Source organism: Pseudomonas sp. PB120, assembly GCF_009761815.1.
In the GTDB taxonomy this organism is placed as follows: Bacteria; Pseudomonadota; Gammaproteobacteria; order Pseudomonadales; family Pseudomonadaceae; genus Aquipseudomonas.
The window spans coordinates 1-22377 of record NZ_RWIN01000012.1; the positions used below are offsets into that span (position 1 = coordinate 1).

Genomic DNA, 22377 nt, shown 5'->3' on the forward strand with positions numbered 1-22377 from the left:
GAGCACGGTGCGCGGGCTCGGGCCCGTTTGGGTGGCGCGCAGGATCGCCGGTTGCCAGCGCGCCCGCCACCACAGGCCAAAGCCGATCAGGGTGGTGCAGGCCAGAATCAAGGTGCTGAGCTTCCAGCGCCAGAGCGTTTCGCTGTCCGCGGCGGAGTGGGCTTGCGGGGCGCTGGCCGGAGTATCGACCACCATGCTCGGGTTGTTCGCCACTTCCAGGGATTGCGCCGGCAGGCTGCTGTGCTCGAGGTGGTCTTCGAAGGTGTTCCACCAGACCACGTCCACCGCCGGAAGCTCGATAGAACCACTGCGCACAGGCACCAGGGCTTCGCGTTCTTCGCGGCTGCCGATCAAACCACGGTCACCATTTTGATTACTTAGCACCGGTTGATCCGGATAGCGTCGCAAGCCGTTGACGTCGGTGGCCGGTAGCGGCGGCAGTTGTGAACTGGCGAGGCCTTCGGCCTTGACGGTCAGGCTGCGGGTCAGCGAATCACCCACCTGCGCGTGCTCCGGTTCCGGGTTCCAGCTTTCGCTGAGGCTCAGGCTGCGTGCCGGCAACCAGGGCGCGTCAGCCGGGTAACTGGCCGGCTTGGCCTTGACGGTCAGCAGTAGCTCGGACGAACTGACCCGCATCAGTTTGCCGGTTTTCGGCGTTTGGGCGCCGGCGTCCGGAGCAGGCTGAGCGTCCACCAGCGCGGCATTGAAGACCTGCGCCGGGATGATCAATTCGCCGCTGTGCTGCGGGTAGATCGCATAGCGCATTTCGATCACGCCGTGGCGCAAGCCGTTGATGGCTTTTTCGTAGGTTCGCGATTCACCCAGTTGTTCAATGCGCGCGTCGGGGATTTGCAGCGGGGGCAGGCTGCTGTCGTCGTACAGCGAGACCGAATGGTAGATGCGCAAAGTCAGAATCGCCTGGGCCTGCACATACACGCTGGTTTGATCGAGGCTCGCATCGATGAAGACCGGGGCCAGCTTGTTCGTCGTGTCCTGGGCTTCACTCTCGACCACTTGCACGGTGATCGGCTGGCTCTGCACCTCACCCAGTTGCAGCGACGGAATGACCACGCTGCCGTTTTGCCGGGGCAGCAGGGTGATGATCCAGCGGGTGGTGGCCTGGTTGTCGCCATTGAGGGTATTCAACTGGTTGACCTGACGCGTGCCACGGACTTCGAACAGGGGCTCGAGCGGGGTCAGGTCCGGCTTGCCGAACAGCGTTACGTCGCTGGATTCCAGGGTCAGCTCGACGGTCTCGCCGGAATTCAGGCGACTGCGATCCACGCTGGCGACCAGCCCCGCGGCCTGGGCCTGAACAGTCCAGAAAAGCACAGCGAGCGAGAAAGCGGTGAAGCGGGTCATCGAGTTTTTCCCTGATCCTGATGTTGTTGCTGTTCGTACCAGAATTTACGTCTGAGCAATTCACCCGGATCGTCCGGAATCTTGCGCAACCATTGCTCCAGTGCCTGGCGCTGTTCGCCATCGATGGCGGAACTGGCCGGGCGCAAGGGCGGCGTAGTGGTTTGTTCGTCGCCCAATTCGCTGCCCGGGACTTCGTTGGTGCCGGGCTTCGGTGGCGTCGTCGTCGACTGTTCAGCGTCTGCCGAATCTTGCGGTGCGTCGACGTTCGGTTCGCCGCTGTTCGAAGGTTGTGCGGCCGCACCAGGAGGGGGTTCCTGCGCATTGGCTTCACGCTCGTCGTTGGCGCTTTTGTCCGGTTCAACAGGTGGCGCGGTGGCTTTCTGCTTGATCAGGTTTTCCACCAGCGCCTTGTTGGTCTGCGCGGGGCGCAAATCCGGTTGAAGTTCGAGCGCCTGTTCGTAAGCATCCACCGCAGCTTCCAGCTCGCCACTTTTTGCCAAGGCATTGCCTCGATTGTAGTGGGCGTGGGCGTCGGTGCCTTCGGCGAACCGCTGGGCGGCGCCACTGTAGTCGCCGGCCTCGTAAAGCGCCACGCCTTGCCATTGCCGGTCTTCGAAATGTTGCGCGGCTTCGGCCGGGTGTTCGTCCTGGAGCAGGTGCAGCCCACGCTGGTCGGGGCGCAGCCACAGGTCCGCAAAGTCGAATGCATAGCTCGGTTGCGGCATCAGGAACAACAGCGGCAAACAGAACAGCCAGCCGCGACGGCCGGCGCAAGCCGCCAGCAACAACAGCGGCAACAGCAGCCAGTAACCCTGATCGGCCCAGGTGTCGAGGCGCAGGGTCTGGCCGTCACTGCGCAACGAGCGCGGGCCATCCATCAGGCCGAGGGCGCGCAGGTCGCCGTCGTCCAGACGGGCGTGGCGATAGCGGCCGTCGAGCCCGTTGGCAAAGGCTTTAAGGCTGGGCTCATCGAGGTGTGGAACGAGGATTGCGCCCTGTTCGTCCTTGAGGAAGCTGCCGTCTTCCTGAGTGATCGGCGCGCCCTCGGCGGTGCCGATGCCCAGCATCAGGAATTGTGTCGACTTGCCGTCCATTGCCCGACGAATGCCTTGACGCTCCTGTTCGGTCAAGGTGGAACCGATCAACAGGATCCGGCCGTCGCCGAGGGCGCCTTGACTCAGCAAGGCCAGCGCCTTGGTTACCGCCAGGTCTGCGCGATGGCCCGCCTCGGGCATCAGCGACGGCTTGAGCGCGTCCAGCAGGTTGCGGCTGGTGGACAGGTCATCCGACAGCGGCACCAGCGTGTGGGCGCTGCCGGCGTAGACGACGATGGCGGTCTGAGCGTCGCTGCGGATTTGCAGCAGGTCGAACAGCTTGCGCCGGGCCTGTTCCAGTCGGTTCGGCACCACGTCGGTGGCGAGCATTTCCGGGGTCAGCTCAAGGATGACCACCAGCGGATCAGCGGGTTTCTGGCTGGTTTGCTCGACACGTTCCCAACTCGGGCCCAGCAGCGCAAAAATCGCCAGCACCCAGGCAATCCCGAGGACCACCCACGGCAACTTACTGTCGCGACCATTACCACCACTGAGCAGCGCGGCATGGAAGGCCGGCGGCAGGATCATTTGCCAGCGCCCGGCACGTTTCTGCCGGTGCCAGAGTTGCCACAGCAACCAGCCGAGCAATGGCAACAGCAACAGCCACCAAGGGCGGAACCAGTACGGCCAGAGCGCACTCATCGGCGCCTCCGCAGACGCAGGCGTTTGAGCCGCTGGCGCCAGTCGGGCAGTTGCGTTTGGGTGAACAATTCCTTGGTAAACAACCGTTGAAACGGGTTGTCCGGCCAGCGTTCACGGGCCACCAGCAGCATACTCAACAGCAATGCCATCGCCAGAGGCCAGTGATACAACGCTTGAGCAGGGCGGGCCTGGGTAGGTTGCTGGGTGACGGGTTCCAGTTTGTCGAGCGTGTCCTTGATCAATTGCAGCTCCTTGCCATCGCGGGCGCGGAAATACTGACCGCCCGTGGCCTCGGCGATGGCCTTCAAGGAGGGTTCATCAAGGTCGAGGCTCGGGTTGACCCCAAGAAAGCCCAGAGTGCCGCTTTGCTCGGGATCGGCGCCAATGCCGATCGGGTAGATTTTTACCCCTTCCTTGGCCGCCAGCCGCGCCGCCGTGAGCGGGTCGATTTCGCCGCCGTTGTTGGCGCCGTCGGTGACCAGAATCAGCACGCGGCTCTGGGCCGGGCGCATGCGCAGGCGTTTCAGGGCCAGACCGATGGCATCGCCGATGGCTGTGTTTTTGCCGGCGATGCCGATCCGCGCTTCATCGAGCCAGACGCGCACTGTATGGCGATCGAAGGTCAGTGGCGCTTGCAAGTAAGCCTGGCTGCCGAACAGGATCAGGCCTACCCGATCGCCATCGCGGCTTTCGAGGAAATCGCCGAGCAAGTGCTGGACCAACGACAGGCGGCTGACGTCTTCGTCCTGCCATTGCATGTCGGGGAAATCCATGGAGCCGGACACGTCCACGGCCACCAGCAGATCACGGCCACTGGCCGCAATCGGCAATGGTTCGCCCAGCCATTGCGGGCGTGCGGCCGCGATCAACAGCAACAACCACAACAGAATGAACGGTGCTTGCTGGCGCCAGGCCGGCAGGTTGGCGCGGGCACGGCGCCGGGCCAGGCCTTCGAGGTCGCTGAGGAAACTGACTTTGAGCGCCGGCTCGCCGCTATCGGCGACCGGCAACAGCACGCGCATCAGCCACGGCAGCGGCAGCAATGCAAAGATCCACGGCCAGGCGAACTCAAACATGTTTGCGAATCCAGGTGTCGACGGCCTGGGTCAGGCCGGCGATGGCCTTGTCGTCGAGTTTGCATTCGGGTTTGTAGGCGCCTTCCACCAACACCATCCAGCGAGTCAGGCCCGCGGCCGGACAACGGTTGTCGAGAAACGCCAGCCATTTGCGGCCGTTAAGCGTGTGGCTCTGGCTGTAGGGGTAATGGTTGCGGCACAAGCGCTTGAGCAAGCCGTTGAGTTGCTGTAGCCAGGCGCCGGCCGGTGCACCGTCGTATGGCTTGGGCATGCGCGCGAGTTCGGCCAGCGCGGCGACGCGCACCGGGTCCAGGGGTTGTTCGGCGCGCACCACCGGGCGTCGGTCGGGAAGAAAGCGCCGTGCCTGCCACAGTCCGAAACCGATCAGCGGCAGCAACAACAGCAGCAGCCACCAGCCTGGCGCAGGTGGCCAGAAGTCGATGGGCGGCGGGGTGATCAGGGGTTGCAGTTGATCGAGGCTGCTCATCGACCTTTCCCCGGTTTTTGTGGGTTCAGGTATTCGCGCAGTTGTTCGACCATTTCGCTCTGCGTGCTCAATGGCATCAGCAATACCCGCAGTTTCTGCGCGAGCAGTTCCCAGCGTGCGATACGCGCCTCGGCCTGGGCGCGGTAAGACTGGCGCAGGTCGAAATTCAGCGTGTCCAGTTCCAGTTGTGCGCCACGCTCGGCAAAGCGCAGCAGCCCGGCGGCGGGCAGGGCGTGGTCCAGCGGGTCGGACAGCGGTAATAGCAGCAAGTCGCAATGACGCGACAACAGACTCAGTTGCTGCTCGGCACCCTCGGTCAAGGCGCGCTCGTCGCAGATGACGATCACCAGGCTGCCGGGGCGTAACACTTCACGGGCTCGGCGCAGGGCAATGCCGAAGGCGTCGCGGTCCGTTTCATTCTCGGTGTGCAGCGACTGGTTGACCCGCACCAGACGGTTGAGCAATTGCAGCAGGCTCTGCTTGCTGCGTCGCGGCTTGATTTCGTAGTGCTCGTTGTCGCCAAACACCAACCCGCCGACCCGGTCGTTATGACCGAGCGCGGCCCAGCCGATCAGGCTCGCGGCCTGGGCGGCCAGCACCGATTTGAACATCAGTCCCGAGCCGAAAAACAACCGGCGACTTTGCTCGACCATAATGAAAATCGGCCGCTCGCGCTCTTCGTGGAACAGCTTGGTGTGAGGCTCCTGGGTGCGCGCCGTGACGCGCCAGTCGATGGTCCGCACATCGTCGCCGGCCTGATAGACCCGCACCTGATCAAAGTCCACGCCACGGCCGCGCAGCTTGGAGTGGTGCAGCCCGATCAACGGGCTGCGCTGGCTCGGCGTGGAAAACAGCTGCACTTCGCGCACGCGATGGCGCATCTCGATCAGTTCGGCGAGACTGACACGGATGCCCGGCTCGGGCGGCAGGAGGGCGTTCATCGGGGTCAAGCGACGGCTACGACGTCGAGAATCCGCTGGACCACCCGGTCCTGATCGATGCCAGCGGCTTCGGCTTCAAAGGACAGGATGATGCGGTGACGCAACACGTCGAACAGCACCGCTTGAATATCTTCAGGGCTGACGAAGTCGCGACCGGCCAGCCAGGCGTGCGCCCGGGCACAGCGGTCGAGGGCAATCGAGCCCCGCGGGCTGGCGCCGTAGGCAATCCACTCGGCCATTTCCGGATCGAATTTGGCCGGGGTGCGCGTGGCCATGACCAGCTGAACCAGGTACTCCTCCACGGCGTCGGCCATGTACAGGCCGAGGATTTCCTTGCGGGCGGCGAAAATCGCCTGCTGGCTGACCCGCCGTTCCGGCTTGGTTTCACCGTTCAGTGCTTCGCCACGGGCCTGTTGCAGGATGCGGCGTTCGACCGCGGCGTCCGGGAACCCGATTTTTACGTGCATCAGGAACCGGTCGAGCTGGGCTTCAGGCAGCGGATACGTGCCTTCCTGCTCAATCGGGTTTTGCGTGGCCATCACCAGAAACAGCGGCGACAACTCATAAGTACTGCGCCCGACACTGACCTGGCGCTCGGCCATGGCTTCGAGCAGCGCCGACTGAACCTTGGCCGGGGCCCGGTTGATTTCGTCCGCCAGCACCAGGTTGTGGAAGATCGGGCCTTGCTGGAACACGAAGCTGCCGGTTTCCGGGCGATAGATTTCCGTACCGGTGATGTCGGCGGGCAACAGGTCGGGCGTGAACTGGATGCGATGGAACTGGGCTTCGATGCCTTCGGCGAGTTCTTTGATGGCCTTGGTCTTGGCCAGGCCGGGAGCACCCTCGACCAGCATGTGGCCGTCGGCGAGCAGGGCGATGAGCAAGCGCTCGATGAGTTTTTCCTGGCCGAGAATCTGCGTTGAAAGAAAGGTTCGCAGCGCTAGCAGCGCTTCACGATGTTCCATCGATGACTGTTCCTGGAAAGGGTGACCTAGACGCACAAATAACGCCAAGGCTGGGGGCGTTACTTTAATGCATCGCGGGGGGCGGCGACTAACGGCATTTTGTGCAAAGTGTGGAGAATGAGCAGGGCGATTGTTCGATTTTGTTAGCCAGGGAGTGATTGGGTGGGTGTGCCGGCCCTATCGCGAGCAGGCTCACTCCCACATTGACGGTGTACGACGTTCAATTGTGGGAGTGAGCCTGCTCGCGATGAGGGCAGATCAAGCACCTCAAAGCTGGCTGATAAAGGTGCCAGTACCGTCAAGGATGTTCTTCAGGGTTTCTTCAACTTCAGCCATATCCACCATGTCCGGGTTGAAGGTGATCTCCAGCACATCGTCACCATTCAGCGCATCGGCATCCGCAGCAGCTATTTCGATCTTCAGCACAGTAGGGCTCAGCGTCACTTTCACTCCATCCAATGTCGAAGGCTCGCCATCAAGGGTGATCTCCAGCTCATCCTCGTCCGGATAGCGCGACATCAGGAACATCTCGCCCTGATCGCTGTGGCAGGCGAGCATGGCCATGTTGTCTTCTTCGTCGTCGCACGGGTTGACGATCAAGAGGGAGGTGGTCATTTGCATTTGAGCAGTCCTGGCGCTGGGCGCGGTGTTGGCAGGCAAAGGGGGATTTTGCCAGTGTTGGCGGTTTTTTGCTGGGTCGCGTTGGGGAGCCCTATCAGTTCTGCTAGTGGCCATCGGTTGCTGAAGCCATCGATAATTCCGGTCTCTCGGAGGGTTCAACGATGATGGGCAAACAGGATGGGTTGTTCATCCACTATAAATACGATGCACTGGATCGAATGACCAGCCACAGGCAGTCGGCTCGCGCCGAGCGTCAACGCTTCTATTGTGAACATCGCGTGGCTACCGAGATTCAGGGTGAGGAACGCCAATCGGTCGTGCAGCACGGCGACCAACTGCTGGCACAACAGCAGCAAAAGGAAGGACGGTTTGAAAGCGCGCTGTTGGCCACTGACCTGCAGCGATCTGTGCTGTGTAACCTCAATACTGAAGTTCCACGCTCGATCGCCTACGCTCCCTATGGTCATCATTTTTTTGATAGCGATTTGCCGGGCTTCAATGGTCAGTTACCGGACCCCGTGACCGGACACTATTTATTGGGTAACGGTTACAGGGCGTTTAACCCCGTTCTGATGCGGTTTAACAGTCCGGACAGTTTGAGTCCGTTTGGTGCAGGCGGGGTTAATGCTTATGCGTACTGTCTGGGAGATCCAGTTAACCGGAGTGATCCCACGGGACATGTTGTTTTTGCGCGAAGTCCGCATCTGTCAAGAGTTTCAGCTCAAGCCAAGTCCTTTGAACTTGGAATTAAACTTAAACCTGTGACAAATGTAACGCGACTCTCCGAAGGCATCTTTACCTTTGAGGACAGGGGCGGCTCCAGGCTTACCATTGAGGCGCATGGTATTCCTGGGGGGCTGGCGGAAAGTTTAAATGCGCTGGAGTTGGTTGGCTTGGCCAAGCGAAATGGCGTCAGTGTTACGAGTTTTGAAAGTGTAAGGTTGGTGGTGTGTCATTCTGCAGATATTGAAAAAAATTCGTTTGGAATAGCGGATATATCATTTGCTGAAAGTCTAAACAAACTAACGAAGCTCCCGGTTAAAGGCTATGAAGGGAAAGTTGTATCTGTCGATACGCGAAGGGCGTTTGAATGGTTGGGTGTTGGCGAAACGTATGCGGGTCCGTATTACTTTGGAATTGCGAAGAAAGCCAGTGCCGTCAAGCGATTTGGTGCGCAGTTTCACCCCGTCGTGTTTGACGAGGTCAAGCGTCAAGTTACTCGTGTTAGAACAAATAACGCTCAATAGCAGTAAGCGTTCTCATAGGCTGATTTATTGGAGCTCCAGCCATGTTGCACAAACAAATCCCTCTCGTCCGTAATCACTATGATGCACTGGATCGGCTGACCCACCATTGCCTGCAGGGTGGTGTCGATCGACAGCGCTTCTACTGCGAAAGCCGCTTGGTTACAGAGACTGAGGGCGGTGAGCAGGTTTCAATCGTTCAACACGGGGATCAGTTGCTGGCGCAACAACGTCGCAACAGCGACGTGCTCGACAATACATTGCTGGCCATGGATCAGCAGCGTTCTGTACTCAATACCCTTCAGGCAAACCGCCAACGACCTATCGCCTACTCACCTTATGGTTATCACCCCTGTGAAAGTGGGGTGACCAGCTTGCTAGGTTTCAATGGTCAGCGACCAGACACTTGGACCGGGCATTACTTGTTGGGGAATGGTTATCGGGCTTTTAATCCAGGGCTGATGAGATTCAACAGCCCCGACCGCTTGAGCCCGTTTGGAAAGGGCGGTTTGAATGCGTACGTCTATTGTCTGGGAGATCCAGTTAATCGAAGTGATCCATTAGGAAGTTTTTCTTCTTCGAGATCTGATTGGTTCTCAAGAATTGCCACGGGGTTCAAGTCTCTTCAGATGGGCGTGTCTGTTAAACGTGTGAAAAATGTCACCAGGCTTACTGAAAGGGTGATGACCTTTGAAGATACCTACGAAGGCGCTCCGAGGCTTAATTTTCAGGGGCACAAGCGTTCTAAAGATAATTTTTTGAGGCTTGATCGTGACCTTAACGTGGATGCCAAAGGGTTGCTTGAATTGGCGCGGGACAAAGGATTGGAAGTTTCGAAGTATAAAAATCTGCGTTTGGTTATGTGCCATTCAAGTAGTGAGGCTGGTCCACTCTCTGGGGGCGCGACGTCATTTGCTGAAGAACTATCCTTGATAACTGGTCTGCGCGTGAAAGGGTTCAAGGGGAAGATTAGTGCGCGCGATTTTTCCAAAAAATTTCCAAATTTACGCGACGGAGAAGTGGCTGCGGGTGATCACTATTTTTTTATGGAAAAAAATCCGAGCTCTAAGCAAGCTCAATCAGGTGTTGGCTATCGTCCCTTTACTCACGGATTGAAACCGGATACGGGGAAGGATATCCGGCACTAAGCTCTCTCGCTGACACCATTCTGTAGTAAAGCCATGCAAACCATTATCTCTCGTGACTGGATCCATCACGGCAGGTCATTTCTGGCACGAACGTACCCAGAATCCGAGCATAAAACGCCCAATTTCCTACACGGCTGCTAGTGTTATCCGATGCGCTGCGTACCGTTGACCGAATATGTCGCAGCACCGCAAGCACGGGCCTTGCCGCACTGGTTAAGCTGCGCATCGAATGGATACCTGTAAAGACATTGTGCAATTGATCGCAGAGTCGTTTTTGCAGATGCCCATTCATGGAAGGTGAATGTGACCCGAGTGTCTCGTCCAGCTTCACCCACCTGTCACCCTGTTTCCTCTGCCCGAGAATCAGGAACAGGGTGACGGATCGCCCCGTAAGGGGTTTTGCACGCGACGCTTCCATCAATAACAAGCCCAAGCGGAGTACCACAGATGGCGTTCTTCACCGCAGCCAGCAAAGCCGACTTCCAGCACCAACTGCAAGCGGCACTGGCGCAGCACATCAGTGAACAGGCACTGCCACAAGTGGCGCTGTTCGCTGAACAATTTTTCGGCATCATTTCCCTTGACGAGTTGACCCAGCGTCGGCTTTCCGACCTCGCTGGCTGCACCCTTTCTGCGTGGCGCCTGCTTGAGCGCTTCGATCACGCGCAACCTCAGGTTCGCGTCTTTAACCCCGATTACGAACGCCACGGCTGGCAGTCGACCCACACCGCGGTCGAAGTGCTGCACCACGACCTGCCATTCCTGGTGGACTCGGTGCGTACCGAGCTGAACCGTCGCGGCTACAGCATTCATACCCTGCAAACCACTGTGCTGAGCGTTCGACGCGGCAGCAAAGGCGAGTTGCTGGAAATCCTGCCGAAAGGCACCCAGGGCGAAGGGATCCTGCATGAATCCCTGATGTACCTGGAGATTGACCGTTGCGCCAACGCGGCCGAGCTGAACGTGCTGAGCAAAGAGCTCGAGCAGGTTCTGGCTGAGGTCCGCATCGCAGTCGCCGATTTCGAACCGATGAAAACCAAGGTCCAGGAAATCCTGACCGGCCTCGACAACAGCAAATTTGCGGTCGATGGCGAAGAAAAAGCCGAAATCAAAAGCTTCCTGGAATGGCTGGTGGGCAACCACTTCACTTTCCTCGGCTACGAAGAATTTACCGTCACTGATGAGGCCGATGGCGGTCACATCCAGTACGACCAGACTTCCTTCCTGGGGTTGACCAAACTGCTGCGCAGCGGACTGACCTACGATGACCTGCGCATCGAAGACTATGCCGTGAACTACCTGCGCGAACCGACTCTGTTGTCGTTCGCCAAGGCCGCGCACCCAAGCCGTGTGCACCGTCCCGCTTACCCGGATTACGTGTCGATCCGCGAGATCGACGAAAACGGCAAAGTCATCAAGGAATGCCGTTTCATGGGCCTGTACACCTCCTCGGTGTATGGCGAGAGCGTGCGGGTCATTCCGTACATCCGTCGCAAGGTCGAGGAGATCGAACGCCGTTCCGGCTTCCAGCCTAAAGCTCACCTGGGCAAGGAACTGGCGCAGGTGGTCGAAGTGCTGCCGCGCGACGACCTGTTCCAGACCCCGGTCGACGAACTGTTCAGCACCGTGATGTCGATCGTGCAGATCCAGGAACGCAACAAGATCCGCGTGTTCCTGCGCAAAGACCCGTACGGTCGCTTCTGCTACTGCCTGGCCTACGTGCCGCGTGACATCTACTCCACCGAAGTGCGCCAGAAGATCCAGCAAGTGCTGATGGATCGCCTGAAAGCCTCGGATTGCGAGTTCTGGACGTTCTTCTCCGAGTCCGTGCTGGCCCGCGTGCAACTGATCCTGCGCGTCGACCCGAAAAACCGCATCGACATCGATCCGCAGCAGCTGGAAAACGAAGTGATCCAGGCCTGCCGCAGCTGGCAGGACGATTACTCGGCCCTGACGGTCGAAAGCTTCGGCGAAGCCCAGGGCACCAACGTGCTGGCCGACTTCCCGAAAGGCTTCCCGGCCGGTTACCGCGAGCGTTTCGCAGCCCATTCGGCTGTGGTCGACATGCAGCACCTGCTGAGCCTGAACGAAAAAAATCCACTGGTGATGAGCTTCTATCAGCCACTGGGCCAGGTCTCGGGTCAACGCGAACTGCACTGCAAGCTGTATCACGCCGATACCCCGCTGGCACTGTCCGACGTGTTGCCGATCCTGGAAAACCTCGGCCTGCGCGTGCTGGGTGAATTCCCGTACCGCCTGCGTCACAACAATGGCCGCGAGTTCTGGATTCATGACTTCGCGTTCACGGCCGCCGAGGGCCTGGAACTCGACATCCAGCAACTCAACGACACCTTGCAGGACGCCTTCGTCCACATCGTGCGTGGCGATGCCGAGAACGATGCGTTCAACCGCCTGGTGCTGACCGCCGGCCTGCCATGGCGCGACGTTGCGCTGCTGCGTGCCTACGCCCGTTACATGAAGCAGATTCGTCTGGGCTTCGACCTGGGCTACATCGCCAGCACCCTGAACAACCACACCGACATCGCTCGGGAGCTGACCCGGTTGTTCAAGACCCGCTTCTACCTGGCGCGCAAGCTGGCCAGCGACGACCTGGAAGACAAGCAACAGCGTCTGGAACACGCGATCGTCACCGCACTGGACGACGTCCAGGTGTTGAACGAAGACCGTATCCTGCGTCGTTACCTGGACCTGATCAAAGCGACCCTGCGTACCAACTTCTATCAGACTGATGCGCACGGTCATAACAAGTCCTACTTCAGCTTCAAGTTCAACCCGCACCAGATTCCGGAGCTGCCGAAGCCGGTACCGAAGTTCGAAATCTTCGTTTACTCGCCTCGCGTCGAAGGCGTGCACCTGCGCTTCGGCAACGTTGCGCGTGGTGGTCTGCGCTGGTCCGACCGTGAAGAAGACTTCCGTACCGAAGTCCTGGGCCTGGTAAAAGCCCAGCAAGTGAAGAACTCGGTCATCGTGCCCGTGGGCGCGAAGGGCGGTTTCCTGCCCCGTCGCCTGCCACTGGGCGGCAGCCGTGACGAGATCGCGGCCGAGGGCATCGCCTGCTACCGCATCTTCATCTCGGGCCTGTTGGACATCACCGACAACCTGAAGGACGGCGCACTGGTGCCGCCGGCCAACGTCGTGCGTCATGACGACGATGACCCGTACCTGGTGGTTGCTGCGGACAAGGGCACTGCGACCTTCTCCGACATCGCCAACGGCATCGCCATCGACTACGGCTTCTGGCTGGGTGACGCGTTTGCATCCGGTGGTTCGGCCGGTTACGACCACAAGAAAATGGGCATCACCGCCAAAGGCGCGTGGGTTGGCGTACAACGTCACTTCCGCGAGCGCGGCATCAATGTCCAGAAAGACAGCATCACCGTGGTCGGTGTCGGCGACATGGCCGGTGACGTGTTCGGTAACGGCCTGTTGATGTCGGAGACCCTGCAACTGGTCGCCGCGTTCAACCACCTGCACATCTTCATCGATCCAAATCCTGAGCCGGCGAACAGCTTCGCCGAGCGTCAGCGTCTGTTCGACCTGCCGCGTTCGGCGTGGTCGGATTACGACACCAGCATCATGTCCGAAGGCGGCGGGATCTTCTCGCGCAGCGCGAAAAGCATCGCGATTTCCCCGCAGATGAAAGAGCGTTTCGACATCCAGGCCGACAAGCTGACCCCGACCGAACTGCTGAATGCCTTGCTCAAGGCCCCGGTAGACCTGTTGTGGAACGGCGGCATCGGCACCTACGTCAAGGCCAGCAGCGAAAGCCACGCCGATGTCGGCGACAAGGCCAACGATGCACTGCGCGTGAACGGCAACGAACTGCGCTGCAAAGTCGTGGGCGAGGGCGGTAACCTCGGCATGACCCAACTGGGCCGTGTGGAATTCGGCCTCAATGGCGGCGGTTCCAACACCGACTTCATCGACAACGCCGGTGGTGTGGACTGCTCCGACCACGAAGTGAACATCAAGATCCTGCTGAACGAAGTGGTTCAGGCCGGTGACATGACCGACAAGCAACGCAACCAGTTGCTGGCGAGCATGACCGACGAAGTCGGCAACCTGGTCCTGGGCAACAACTACAAGCAGACACAAGCGCTGTCCCTGGCGGCCCGTCGTGCCTACGTGCGGATCGCCGAATACAAGCGCCTGATGAACGACCTCGAAGGCCGTGGCAAGCTGGACCGTGCCATCGAGTTCCTGCCGTCGGAAGAAGCGATCAACGAGCGCGTCGCGGAAGGCCACGGCCTGACCCGTGCCGAGCTGTCGGTGCTGATCTCCTACAGCAAGATCGACCTCAAGGAGCAGCTGCTCAATTCCCTGGTGCCGGACGACGACTACCTGACACGCGACATGGAAACCGCTTTCCCGCCGACGCTGGTGAGCAAGTTCTCCGAAGCCATGCGCCGTCACCGTCTGAAGCGCGAGATCGTCAGCACCCAGATCGCCAACGATCTGGTGAACCACATGGGCATCACCTTCGTTCAACGACTCAAAGAGTCGACCGGCATGAGCCCGGCGAACGTGGCCGGTGCTTATGTGATCGTGCGAGACATCTTCCACCTCCCGCACTGGTTCCGTCAGATCGAAGCCCTGGATTACCAGGTCTCCGCTGATGTGCAACTGGAGCTGATGGATGAGCTAATGCGTCTGGGCCGTCGCGCTACGCGCTGGTTCCTGCGCAGCCGTCGCAACGAGCAGAACGCTGCCCGTGACGTCGCGCACTTCGGTCCGCACCTGGCAGCGCTGGGCCTCAAGCTCGACGAACTGCTGGAAGGTCCGACCCGCGAAGGCTGGCAGACCCGCTATCAGGCTTACGTCGCGGCTGGCGTTCCCGAGTTGCTGGCGCGCATGGTTGCAGGCACCACTCACCTGTACACCTTGCTGCCGATCATCGAAGCGTCGGACGTGACTGGCCAGAACGCAGCAGACGTGGCGAAGGCTTACTTCGCGGTCGGCAGCGCGCTGGACATCACCTGGTACCTGCAACAGATCAGCGCGCTGCCGGTTGAAAACAACTGGCAAGCCCTGGCCCGTGAAGCGTTCCGTGATGACGTCGACTGGCAACAACGGGCGATCACCATCTCGGTCCTGCAACAGGGCGACGGTTCCCAGGACGTGGAAACACGCCTGGCGCTGTGGATGGAGCAGCACGAAGGCATGATCGAACGCTGGCGTGCCATGCTGGTGGAGCTGCGTGCCGCCAGCGGCACGGACTACGCCATGTACGCGGTGGCCAACCGCGAACTGCTGGATCTGGCGTTGAGCGGTCAAGCGGTAGTGCCTGCCGCTGCACCTGCCAGAGCCGAGCTGGAACCGGCGGCCTGATCAGGCGTTGAATGAAAAAAACCCGCATTGAGAGATGCGGGTTTTTTTTGCCCGGAGGTTTTGTGCTGTCTTGTCGGGCCCCTTCGCGAGCAGGCTCGCTCCCACCTTTGAACTGCATTCCAAAGGTGGGAGTGAGCCTGCTCGCGATAGCGCCATTGAAATCAATACAACTTCCGGCCAGTTGTTTCATCCAGCATCGACACTTTATCTGTCGGCCTGGTCAATAAATTACTGAGCGACTGGTCAAATTTCTGCAATGCCCGAACTTGCACATCTTGTTGTTGATTAATATCCGCCACGATCTCTTCGCTGCGTTTAAAGTCAGCCCACACCGGACTTAACTCGCGGGCGTCATGCCCCTGCGCAGTGCCAATGTAATTGAGATTTTTGTCGTAGAAGTCCGCACTGACATCCGCCTTGATATCCGAACTGCGCGAGGTCATCAATTGGCTGCGGCTGTCGACGATGGCGACCACATCAGGATTGGCCGCCCGCAGGCTTTGCAGGTCCGGATACACCGTCACCGAACCGAACTGGCGCTGCAACGAGGCCTTGACCCAGTCCACCGCCAGGTCCGGTTTGGAGGTGGCCACGTAGGCGTCGTGAATCGGTTGCACCAGCAGGCTCTGGCCGAAACCGGTGCCGGCATTGGCGTGGTAGTCCTGCAAGTAGGCGCGGTTGGCCAGGGTATTGCGGCTGTAGACGATCCCCAGCGAAACCTGGCTGCCGTTGGGAATACGTGTGGCAGTGCTGCGGCCAACAGGCGCCGTGAACACACCGTCCAGCGAAGAAACCGCTGTGGGCGCAGTGGGAATCGAACAACCGGCCAGAGCAGCCGTTATCGCCAAGGTACTGACAAGCGCAAGTTTCATGGTGTTTCTCCAGTGAAACAACATCAGTCTGAAAGTTTAAGTTGCCGAAAGTTGTCGGCAGTGAATCCAGACTAAACCTTGAACCGCTGGATGAAATAACCAATCTTTGCTCTTAGTAGGTGATTAATAGTTTTGTTTGGTGTAAGCCGTTAATGTTAATTACGGCGAGCAATAAAAAAGCCCGAATCGAGGGTTCGGGCTTTTTTATTTATGAGTGGACGTCCAGCTATCAGTTTTCCAGGGGGATCAACACTTTCTCGTCCGGGCCCAATACCATGAACACCAACAACTTGGCGGGCTTGGTGGCACTGGCGTTTTTCGAGACCAGGTGTTCCGAACCGGCAGGTTCATACCAGTATTGGCCAGCCTTGTAGGTGATCGCCTTGCCGCCTTTTACTTGAGAAGTCACTGCGCCGGACAGCACGTAGGCCATGGCGGTGCCTTCGTGTTTGTGAGCGATGGACGCTTGGCCGGGCTTGTAGTCGACCTCGATCATCATGGCCTTCTTGCCAGGGACGTTTTGCAGCATTTCATCCTGCAAGACCGTGACTTTTTCCGAGGGGTCGTGGGCAAAAGCCGGGACGGCAACAGTCAAGGCCAGGGCAGCGAAGGGGGCAGCAAACAAGCGCAAAGCTTTCATAGTCATCACCTGCGGTAGTGGGGTCGGCAGGAACAACGATAGTCCGCAGATTGAGCCAATCAAACAGCCAATTTTCGGGAAGGTGAGGGGGCCAATTCAAGATGAAAAAAAACCTGTAGCAGCTGCCGAGCAGCGCGAGGCTGCGTTCGGCGACGTAGTCGTCGTAAACCCGGCGAATGCGGTTTTACTGAAAAACCTTATCGCTTGATTTCACGACGACTTCGTCGCCGAACGCAGCCTCGCGTTGCTCGACAGCTGCTACAAGTCGAACGCAGCTGCTATAGGTCGGGGGTAGGCTACGACGCTAGCGAATCGGAAAGCTGTTGAAGTCCACGGCATTGGCCAATTGGCTGTCAATCAGGCCGATGAAGCCTTGTACTTCGGGGCAGTTGAAGTGTGTCTGCATGGCCGCTTCCGATTGCCAGCGGGCGCTGACGTTCCAGCGGTTGCTGTCCTCGGGGCAGCGGTCGACCATATAGGAATCACAGCCCGGTAGTTCGCGCAGGGTTTCGACAATCTTTTGCAGTTGCTTGCCCAGTTCTTCCGAGCGGCCGGCGGCGGCCTGCACCTTTACGGTATTGATCACTTCGTAGGACATTGCTCACACTCCTGAATCAGGCCGGACGAATCCTGCTCATTGAGGGATAACGCCTATGCAGGATAGGCCTGCACCCCCGGACCGCCAATAGCCAATCGCCGGATAAAGCCACAGACCAATCGGCTAGCTGACCTGCTGCAAAATGTCCCGCACACGGTCCAGCGCGATGTCGATGTCCAGGGTTTCGATGGCGCCAAACCCCAGCAGAAACCCGGCTCGCGGCGGGTGCTGGTAGAAAAAGCCCTCGATGGAATACAGCCCGACCTCGACTTTTTTCGCCAGGTCGATCACCAAGGGAATATCGATAGGCACTTTGCACATCACCACCAGGTGAAACCCCGCTGTGCTCGGCACCGCTTCAAGCCACGGCGACAGGTCGCCGGCGATGCGCGACAGAATCCGCTCGCGACGCCCGGCATAGACCGTATGGCAACGGCGGATGTGCTTGAGCAGGCAGCCTTCGGCGATGAACTTGGCCAACGCCCATTGGGGCAGGGTGGAGGTGTGCAGGTCCGTCAGCTGTTTGGCCCGCACCACCGCTTCGAGGATGGCCGGCGGCAGAATCGCATAGCCCAGGCGCAGTTCCGGCAACAGGGTTTTCGAAAATGTCCCGACATACGCAACGATGCCACGCTCGTCCATGCTTTGCAGCGAATCGGTGGGCCGACCCTCGTAGCGAAATTCGCTGTCGTAATCGTCCTCGATGATGATCGCGCCCAATTCATAGGCCCGTTCCAGCAAGGCCACCCGGCGCGCCTGGCTCATCGGCAGGCCCAGCGGGAACTGGTGGGACGGCGTGACGTAAATCAGCCGGGTGCCGAGGGGGATCTTGTCGACCTGAATGCCTTCGTCGTCCACCGGGACCCCGATCACCGTGGCTCCGTGACTGCCGAACAGCAACCGTGCCGGCGGGTAGCCGGGGTCTTCCATGGCGACAATGCTGCCGGGCCGCGTCATCACCCGCGAGATCAGGTCCAGCGCCTGTTGCGCGCCGTTGCACACCACCACGTCCTCGTCCTGGCAGTTGACCCCTCGGGAAAACGCGATGTGCCGGGCAATCGCATTGCGCAACGCCGGCAGGCCTTCAGGCTGGCTGTACAGGCCTTTGGAACCGGCGATCTGACGCAAGGCGTGGGACGTGCAGCGCCGCCAGTCGTCCTGGGGAAACTGCCCCTTGCTGGTTGCGCCACCGATAAAGTCATAGCGCAACGAGCCTTCAAGGGTTGGATGGCGCAAAAACACCGGCAGGTTTCGCCAGGATTCGATGACCTCGGCACTCGCCAGCTCCGTATGGCTTTGCTTTTGGCTGACTTTTGCCGTGCGGGCGTTGACGTAGGTGCCTTTGCCGATGACCCCGGTCAGGAAGTTTTCGTAAGTGAGTTGGGCATAGGTATCGGAAATCGTCTTGCGCGAAATGCCCAGTTGCTCCGCCAGCAAGCGGCTGGGCGGCAGCTGGGTTCCGGCGGCCAGACGACCGTTTTCGATGGCGCTGCGCAGTTGGTTGTACAACTGGCCTGCGAGGTCCTTGCGGCCGTTGATGACGACATGAAGTTCCATACCGGCGAGTTTCCTGGGGCAATTGAGGCGCGTGTGCGTCGCGCCAGATTACGCGCAAGCGCGGCTGTGCAGAAGTTGCGTGCGAGAAATAGCGCGGATTGGCCTTTTGCCGGTTGGTCCATCCGGATTTCGCCGAATTGGATCTGTAACAACTGTGCGGCTGCGCCTAACGTAAAGCCAACCTATCGCTCCACGAGGCACTCCATGACTCCCCGACTGGATTACTACAGCGCATCGCCCAAGGCGATGAAAGCCATGATTGCCATGGAGGCCTTGACCAGCAACCTCAGCATCGAGCCGGCGCTGCTGCACTTGATCAAGATCCGTGCCTCGCAGCTCAACGGCTGCGCGTTCTGCACCGACATGCATTCGGTGGATGCCCGTCGTCTCGGCGAGACTGATCGCCGGTTGTATTCGATCGTGGTCTGGCGCGACAGCGGTTTCTTCAACCCTCGGGAACGCGCGGCACTGGCCTGGACCGAGGCGGTCACCTTGCTCTCCGAAAGCCATGTGCCGGACGAGGTCTACGCCCAGGCGCGGGAGCAGTTCAACGAAGGCGAAATGGTCGACCTGACCATCGCGGTCACCACCATCAACAGCTGGAATCGCCTGGCGGTGAGCTTTCGCCAAACCCCCAGTGGCTGAATCGATTTTCCTGTCCGCCTGTCACACCCGTTTCATAAACGCTGCGCACGATGGAGTTCTCAAGGATAGAAGGACAGGGAGTCATTGATGCCAGTCATGGAATCCACGTTCGCCGCCACCCTCGATCCGGTGCTGGCCCAGTCTTTCCGGGTCAGCGCCCGTTGCGGTTGCTTCATGCAGGCCGCCCGCAGCCTCAACATCAAGTCCACTCAGTTGCGCAAACACCTCGCGCAACTTGAAGCGCAATTGCAGTGCTCGCTGTTCCATCACCAGGACCACGGCGTGGCGCTGAGCCGTGAAGGGTTGCAGCTTCAGGCCCAGCTCATTGCACTGGCCCACGAGCGCGATTTGCCGGTGCTCGAACAACCGTTGATTCGCCTGGCCGTGGCCGAATCGGTGCTGCACGACATTCTCGGTCGCGATCTGGTTGCCCTGTTGCGGCGCAACGCCAGCGTGCGCCTGGACATCATCACCCTCGACAGCGACTTGTCCTTGCAAGCGGTGACCGCCGACGTGGTGGTGTGGCTGGCCGACGTTGAAGCGCCGCTGCCCGGTCCGAGCTTCGCCGTCAGCGCCCCCGAGCGCCTGGCGCGGCTCGACTACCTGCCACACATCGCCAAACGTTATTCCCGGGCCGCCTCCCGCCCGGACAGCCTGGATGACCTCGCCGATTTCATGCTGGTGCAATGGCAGCAATACGCCCAGGTCGGCAGTTTTTTGCCGTGGAATACGCTGGTGGAACAGCGTTTGGCCGGGGTGGTGCAGCTGCATTCCTACGAGCTGATGCTGGAGATGATCCGTTGCAGCGCCTGCATTGGCCTGCTGCCCGGCTACATGAGCCACTTCGACCGAGGCCTGGTCGGCTTGCCGGGGCTGTTCAGCGAACCACCGCAACGCCAGGTGTGGATGGCGGTCAACGCCGAGACCGAGGGGGAGGCGCAGGTGCAGATGGTTGTCGAGCTAATCCGCAGCACCTTCAACGAGCGCCGAGAGTGGTTCGAAGGCTGAACCCCATCCCTTGTGGGAGCGAGCCTGCTCGCGATGGCGGTCGAACATTCGACATAGATGTTGAATGTGATGGCCCCATCGCGAGCGAGCTCGCTCCTACATTGAATTTCGCCGTGCCGGAGGGATGCGTTGTAGAGTAAGCGGCCATGTTTGCATCAAGGATGAATCACCCATGTCGCTCTCTGACACAGCTATCACCCTCGAACGCTTCAACGAATCCCACCTCGGCGGCGTTACCGCGCTCTACAACGACCCTGCCGTCACCCGGCAAGTCCTGCAAATGCCCTATCAGTCGGTGGAAGTCTGGCGCAAACGCCTGGAGGCGGATAACGAACGCGCAGTGAAACTGGTCGCGTTGCATCAGGGCGCCGTCGTCGGCCATCTGGGCCTTGAACAGTTTTCCCGCGTCCGACGCAGTCACGCCGGCAGTTTCGGCATGGGCGTGGCACCCGCCTGGCAGGGCAAGGGCGTCGGCTCGAAGCTGCTGGCGGCGGCGCTGGATGTCGCCGACAACTGGATGAATCTGCACCGGGTCGAGCTGTCGGTCTACAGCGACAACGAAGCGGCCATCAGCTTGTACCGAAAATTCGGTTTCGAGACCGAAGGTCTGTTTCGCGACTACGCCGTGCGTGACGGCGTGTGGGTGGACACCTTGAGCATGGCGCGTCTGCGGCGCACGCCCAAGGCCGGGTAGTCAGTCGTTCAGCGCAAACGCCACCGCCGCCTGCGCGTGCAGTTCGGTGGTGTCGAGCAGGGGCAGGGCGCTGTGTTCGGGTTTGATCAGCAGGCCGATTTCGGTGCAGCCGAGGATGATCGCCTGGGCGCCGCGTCGGGTCAGGGATTCGATGACCTGTTGATACACCTGGCGCGATGCCTCGCTGATCACTCCGACGCACAGTTCGTCGTAGATGATCCGGTGGACGGCCTGACGTTCCTCGGCATCCGGTATCAGCACGGTCAACCCCTGCGCGCTCAGGCGATCTTTCAGGAAGTCCTGTTCCATGGTGAACGCGGTACCGAGCAAGCCGACTTTCAACGCGCCCGCATCGACGGCAGCCTGTCCCGTCGGGTCGGCGATGTGCAGGAACGGAATATCGACCGCTGCCTGAATCTGCCCGGCAACCTTGTGCATGGTGTTCGTGCACAGCACCACGCAATCGGCGCCACCGGCCTCGAGCCGGCGTGCGGCGTCCACCAGAATCGCCGCCGCATCGTCCCAGCGCCCGGCATGTTGTGCCTGCTCGACCGGTCCGAAGTCGACGCTGTACATCAGCAGTTTTGCCGAACGCAACGGCCCGAGCCGGTCGCGCACCTGTTGGTTGATGAGACGATAATATTCGGCGCTGGATTCCCAGCTCATGCCGCCGATAAGGCCGATTGTGCGCATGTTGTGATCCTGTTGAAGGCTGACGGGCGTGCCTACAGTGCCCGCGAATCTTCCATGGCGCAAACCCCTGATGGACCTCTTGGCGTTTAGTCGTACGCCGGCCACGCGCATCTGCCATGCTCAATATCCGCAACACGGCTTCAAACAAAGGAACACCGCAATGGACGACGTACAGCAACTGGGTGAGATGCTTCGCCACTACGCAGAAAGCGAAGCGCACAAGAAGCAACTGTTTGAGTCGCAGTCGACCGTGTGGGCGACGCGCATTGGTGAACTGTTCGATCAGATCCAGCAGTGGCTGGAACCGGTCCAGGCGCCGAATCTGCTGGAGGTCAGCCGCGAAGCGTACGTCGCTTCGGGCCCGAGCGTGCCGGTCGAGACTTCGACCTTCAGGACCGAGAAGCTGAGCATTGTGATCGCCGGCAAACCGGTGGAATTCGTGCCGGATGTGATGGGCGCGGGTGGACAGATTTCACTCGCGGTGATGGGGCTGACGGCGGCGCGGTACGGCAGCATTTCGCTGGTGTGCCAGCCGCCGTCGAGCAGTTGGCAATGGCGCAAGACCAACGGCTTGAAAGACCCGGATACCTTCGTGTTTGACGCGAACTTCCTGGCGCAGCAGTTGCAGAGTCTGATCCCCCGCGAGCGCAGCTAAATCCCTCACCCCTCACACCAATCCCTGTAGGAGCGAGCCTGCTCGCGATGGCGGTATATCAGCCGACGTCAATGTTGACTGATACG

General features: G+C 59.9%; 19 protein-coding genes. 7 read left to right on the forward strand and 12 right to left on the reverse strand.

All coding sequences use genetic code 11. The features are described from left to right. The 7 genes from EJA72_RS01490 to EJA72_RS01520 form a co-directional block, all read right to left on the reverse strand. Positions 1 to 1362, reverse strand: a 1362-nt coding sequence (locus EJA72_RS01490; protein ID WP_157709772.1) for a BatD family protein, incomplete at its 3' end; no start/stop codon positions are given. Next, on the reverse strand, positions 1359 to 3098 hold the full coding sequence (locus tag EJA72_RS01495; protein WP_157709773.1) for a tetratricopeptide repeat protein: 1740 nt from the start codon (positions 3096 to 3098) through the stop codon (positions 1359 to 1361). The genes EJA72_RS01490 and EJA72_RS01495, both read right to left, overlap by 4 nt. Further along, complete coding sequence (locus tag EJA72_RS01500) at positions 3095 to 4174, reverse strand: VWA domain-containing protein (RefSeq protein ID WP_157709774.1); 1080 nt, start codon at positions 4172 to 4174, stop codon at positions 3095 to 3097. The genes EJA72_RS01495 and EJA72_RS01500 overlap by 4 nt, the downstream gene beginning before the upstream one ends. Beyond that, positions 4167 to 4661 carry a DUF4381 domain-containing protein gene (locus tag EJA72_RS01505; protein WP_157709775.1) on the reverse strand — a complete coding sequence of 165 codons (495 nt, stop codon included), beginning with the start codon at positions 4659 to 4661 and terminating at the stop codon, positions 4167 to 4169. The genes EJA72_RS01500 and EJA72_RS01505 overlap by 8 nt, the downstream gene beginning before the upstream one ends. Beyond that, positions 4658 to 5602 (reverse strand): DUF58 domain-containing protein, encoded by a 945-nt coding sequence (locus EJA72_RS01510; protein WP_157709776.1) that lies wholly within the window; start codon positions 5600 to 5602, stop codon positions 4658 to 4660. The genes EJA72_RS01505 and EJA72_RS01510 overlap by 4 nt, the downstream gene beginning before the upstream one ends. Before the next feature lie 5 nt (positions 5603 to 5607). Beyond that, positions 5608 to 6567: a MoxR family ATPase gene (locus EJA72_RS01515; RefSeq protein WP_003218556.1), complete on the reverse strand. Its 960-nt coding sequence runs from the start codon at positions 6565 to 6567 to the stop codon at positions 5608 to 5610. A 267-nt stretch (positions 6568 to 6834) separates the two neighbouring features. Continuing rightward, on the reverse strand, positions 6835 to 7188 hold the full coding sequence (locus tag EJA72_RS01520) for a hypothetical protein (protein WP_157709777.1): 354 nt from the start codon (positions 7186 to 7188) through the stop codon (positions 6835 to 6837). Positions 7189 to 7349: 161 nt separating this feature from the next. Here EJA72_RS01520 and EJA72_RS01525 point away from each other — a divergent pair, with 161 nt between their 5' ends. The 3 genes from EJA72_RS01525 (at position 7350) to EJA72_RS01535 (ending at position 14929) form a co-directional block, all read left to right on the forward strand. Further along, positions 7350 to 8435 carry an RHS repeat-associated core domain-containing protein gene (locus tag EJA72_RS01525; RefSeq protein WP_157709778.1) on the forward strand — a complete coding sequence of 362 codons (1086 nt, stop codon included), beginning with the start codon at positions 7350 to 7352 and terminating at the stop codon, positions 8433 to 8435. Between the two features lie 41 nt (positions 8436 to 8476). Continuing rightward, positions 8477 to 9580: an RHS repeat-associated core domain-containing protein gene (locus EJA72_RS01530; RefSeq protein ID WP_157709779.1), complete on the forward strand. Its 1104-nt coding sequence runs from the start codon at positions 8477 to 8479 to the stop codon at positions 9578 to 9580. Between the two features lie 447 nt (positions 9581 to 10027). Continuing rightward, a complete protein-coding gene (locus EJA72_RS01535; protein WP_157709780.1) occupies positions 10028 to 14929 on the forward strand; it encodes an NAD-glutamate dehydrogenase in 4902 nt (1633 codons plus the stop codon). Between the two features lie 161 nt (positions 14930 to 15090). Here EJA72_RS01535 and EJA72_RS01540 read toward each other — a convergent pair whose 3' ends face one another. The 4 genes from EJA72_RS01540 to EJA72_RS01555 all read right to left on the reverse strand — a co-directional run bounded on the left by EJA72_RS01540 (position 15091) and on the right by EJA72_RS01555 (position 18596). Then, entirely contained in the window at positions 15091 to 15801 is a 711-nt protein-coding gene (locus EJA72_RS01540) for an ATPase (RefSeq protein ID WP_157709781.1), read from the reverse strand. Between the two features lie 229 nt (positions 15802 to 16030). Beyond that, complete coding sequence (locus EJA72_RS01545; protein ID WP_157709782.1) at positions 16031 to 16441, reverse strand: cupin domain-containing protein; 411 nt, start codon at positions 16439 to 16441, stop codon at positions 16031 to 16033. Positions 16442 to 16745: 304 nt separating this feature from the next. Then, complete coding sequence (locus EJA72_RS01550) at positions 16746 to 17039, reverse strand: putative quinol monooxygenase (protein WP_157709783.1); 294 nt, start codon at positions 17037 to 17039, stop codon at positions 16746 to 16748. Between the two features lie 123 nt (positions 17040 to 17162). Then, positions 17163 to 18596, reverse strand: a complete 1434-nt coding sequence (locus EJA72_RS01555) for a PLP-dependent aminotransferase family protein (RefSeq protein WP_157709784.1) — start codon at positions 18594 to 18596, stop codon at positions 17163 to 17165. Positions 18597 to 18800: 204 nt separating this feature from the next. Between EJA72_RS01555 and EJA72_RS01560 the strand changes: the two genes are divergently transcribed. The 3 genes from EJA72_RS01560 to EJA72_RS01570 all read left to right on the forward strand — a co-directional run bounded on the left by EJA72_RS01560 (position 18801) and on the right by EJA72_RS01570 (position 20943). Then, positions 18801 to 19241, forward strand: coding sequence for a carboxymuconolactone decarboxylase family protein (locus EJA72_RS01560; protein ID WP_157709785.1), 441 nt, complete (start codon positions 18801 to 18803; stop codon positions 19239 to 19241). Between the two features lie 87 nt (positions 19242 to 19328). Further along, a complete protein-coding gene (locus EJA72_RS01565; protein ID WP_157709786.1) occupies positions 19329 to 20249 on the forward strand; it encodes a LysR family transcriptional regulator in 921 nt (306 codons plus the stop codon). Positions 20250 to 20421: 172 nt separating this feature from the next. Further along, positions 20422 to 20943: a GNAT family N-acetyltransferase gene (locus EJA72_RS01570; protein ID WP_157709787.1), complete on the forward strand. Its 522-nt coding sequence runs from the start codon at positions 20422 to 20424 to the stop codon at positions 20941 to 20943. Here EJA72_RS01570 and EJA72_RS01575 read toward each other — a convergent pair whose 3' ends face one another. Further along, positions 20944 to 21636, reverse strand: coding sequence for an aspartate/glutamate racemase family protein (locus EJA72_RS01575; RefSeq protein ID WP_157709788.1), 693 nt, complete (start codon positions 21634 to 21636; stop codon positions 20944 to 20946). A gap of 160 nt (positions 21637 to 21796) precedes the next feature. On the opposite strand from EJA72_RS01575, the gene EJA72_RS01580 reads away from it, so the two are divergent. Then, entirely contained in the window at positions 21797 to 22291 is a 495-nt protein-coding gene (locus tag EJA72_RS01580; protein WP_157709789.1) for a hypothetical protein, read from the forward strand. Positions 22292 to 22377: the final 86 nt, after the last annotated feature.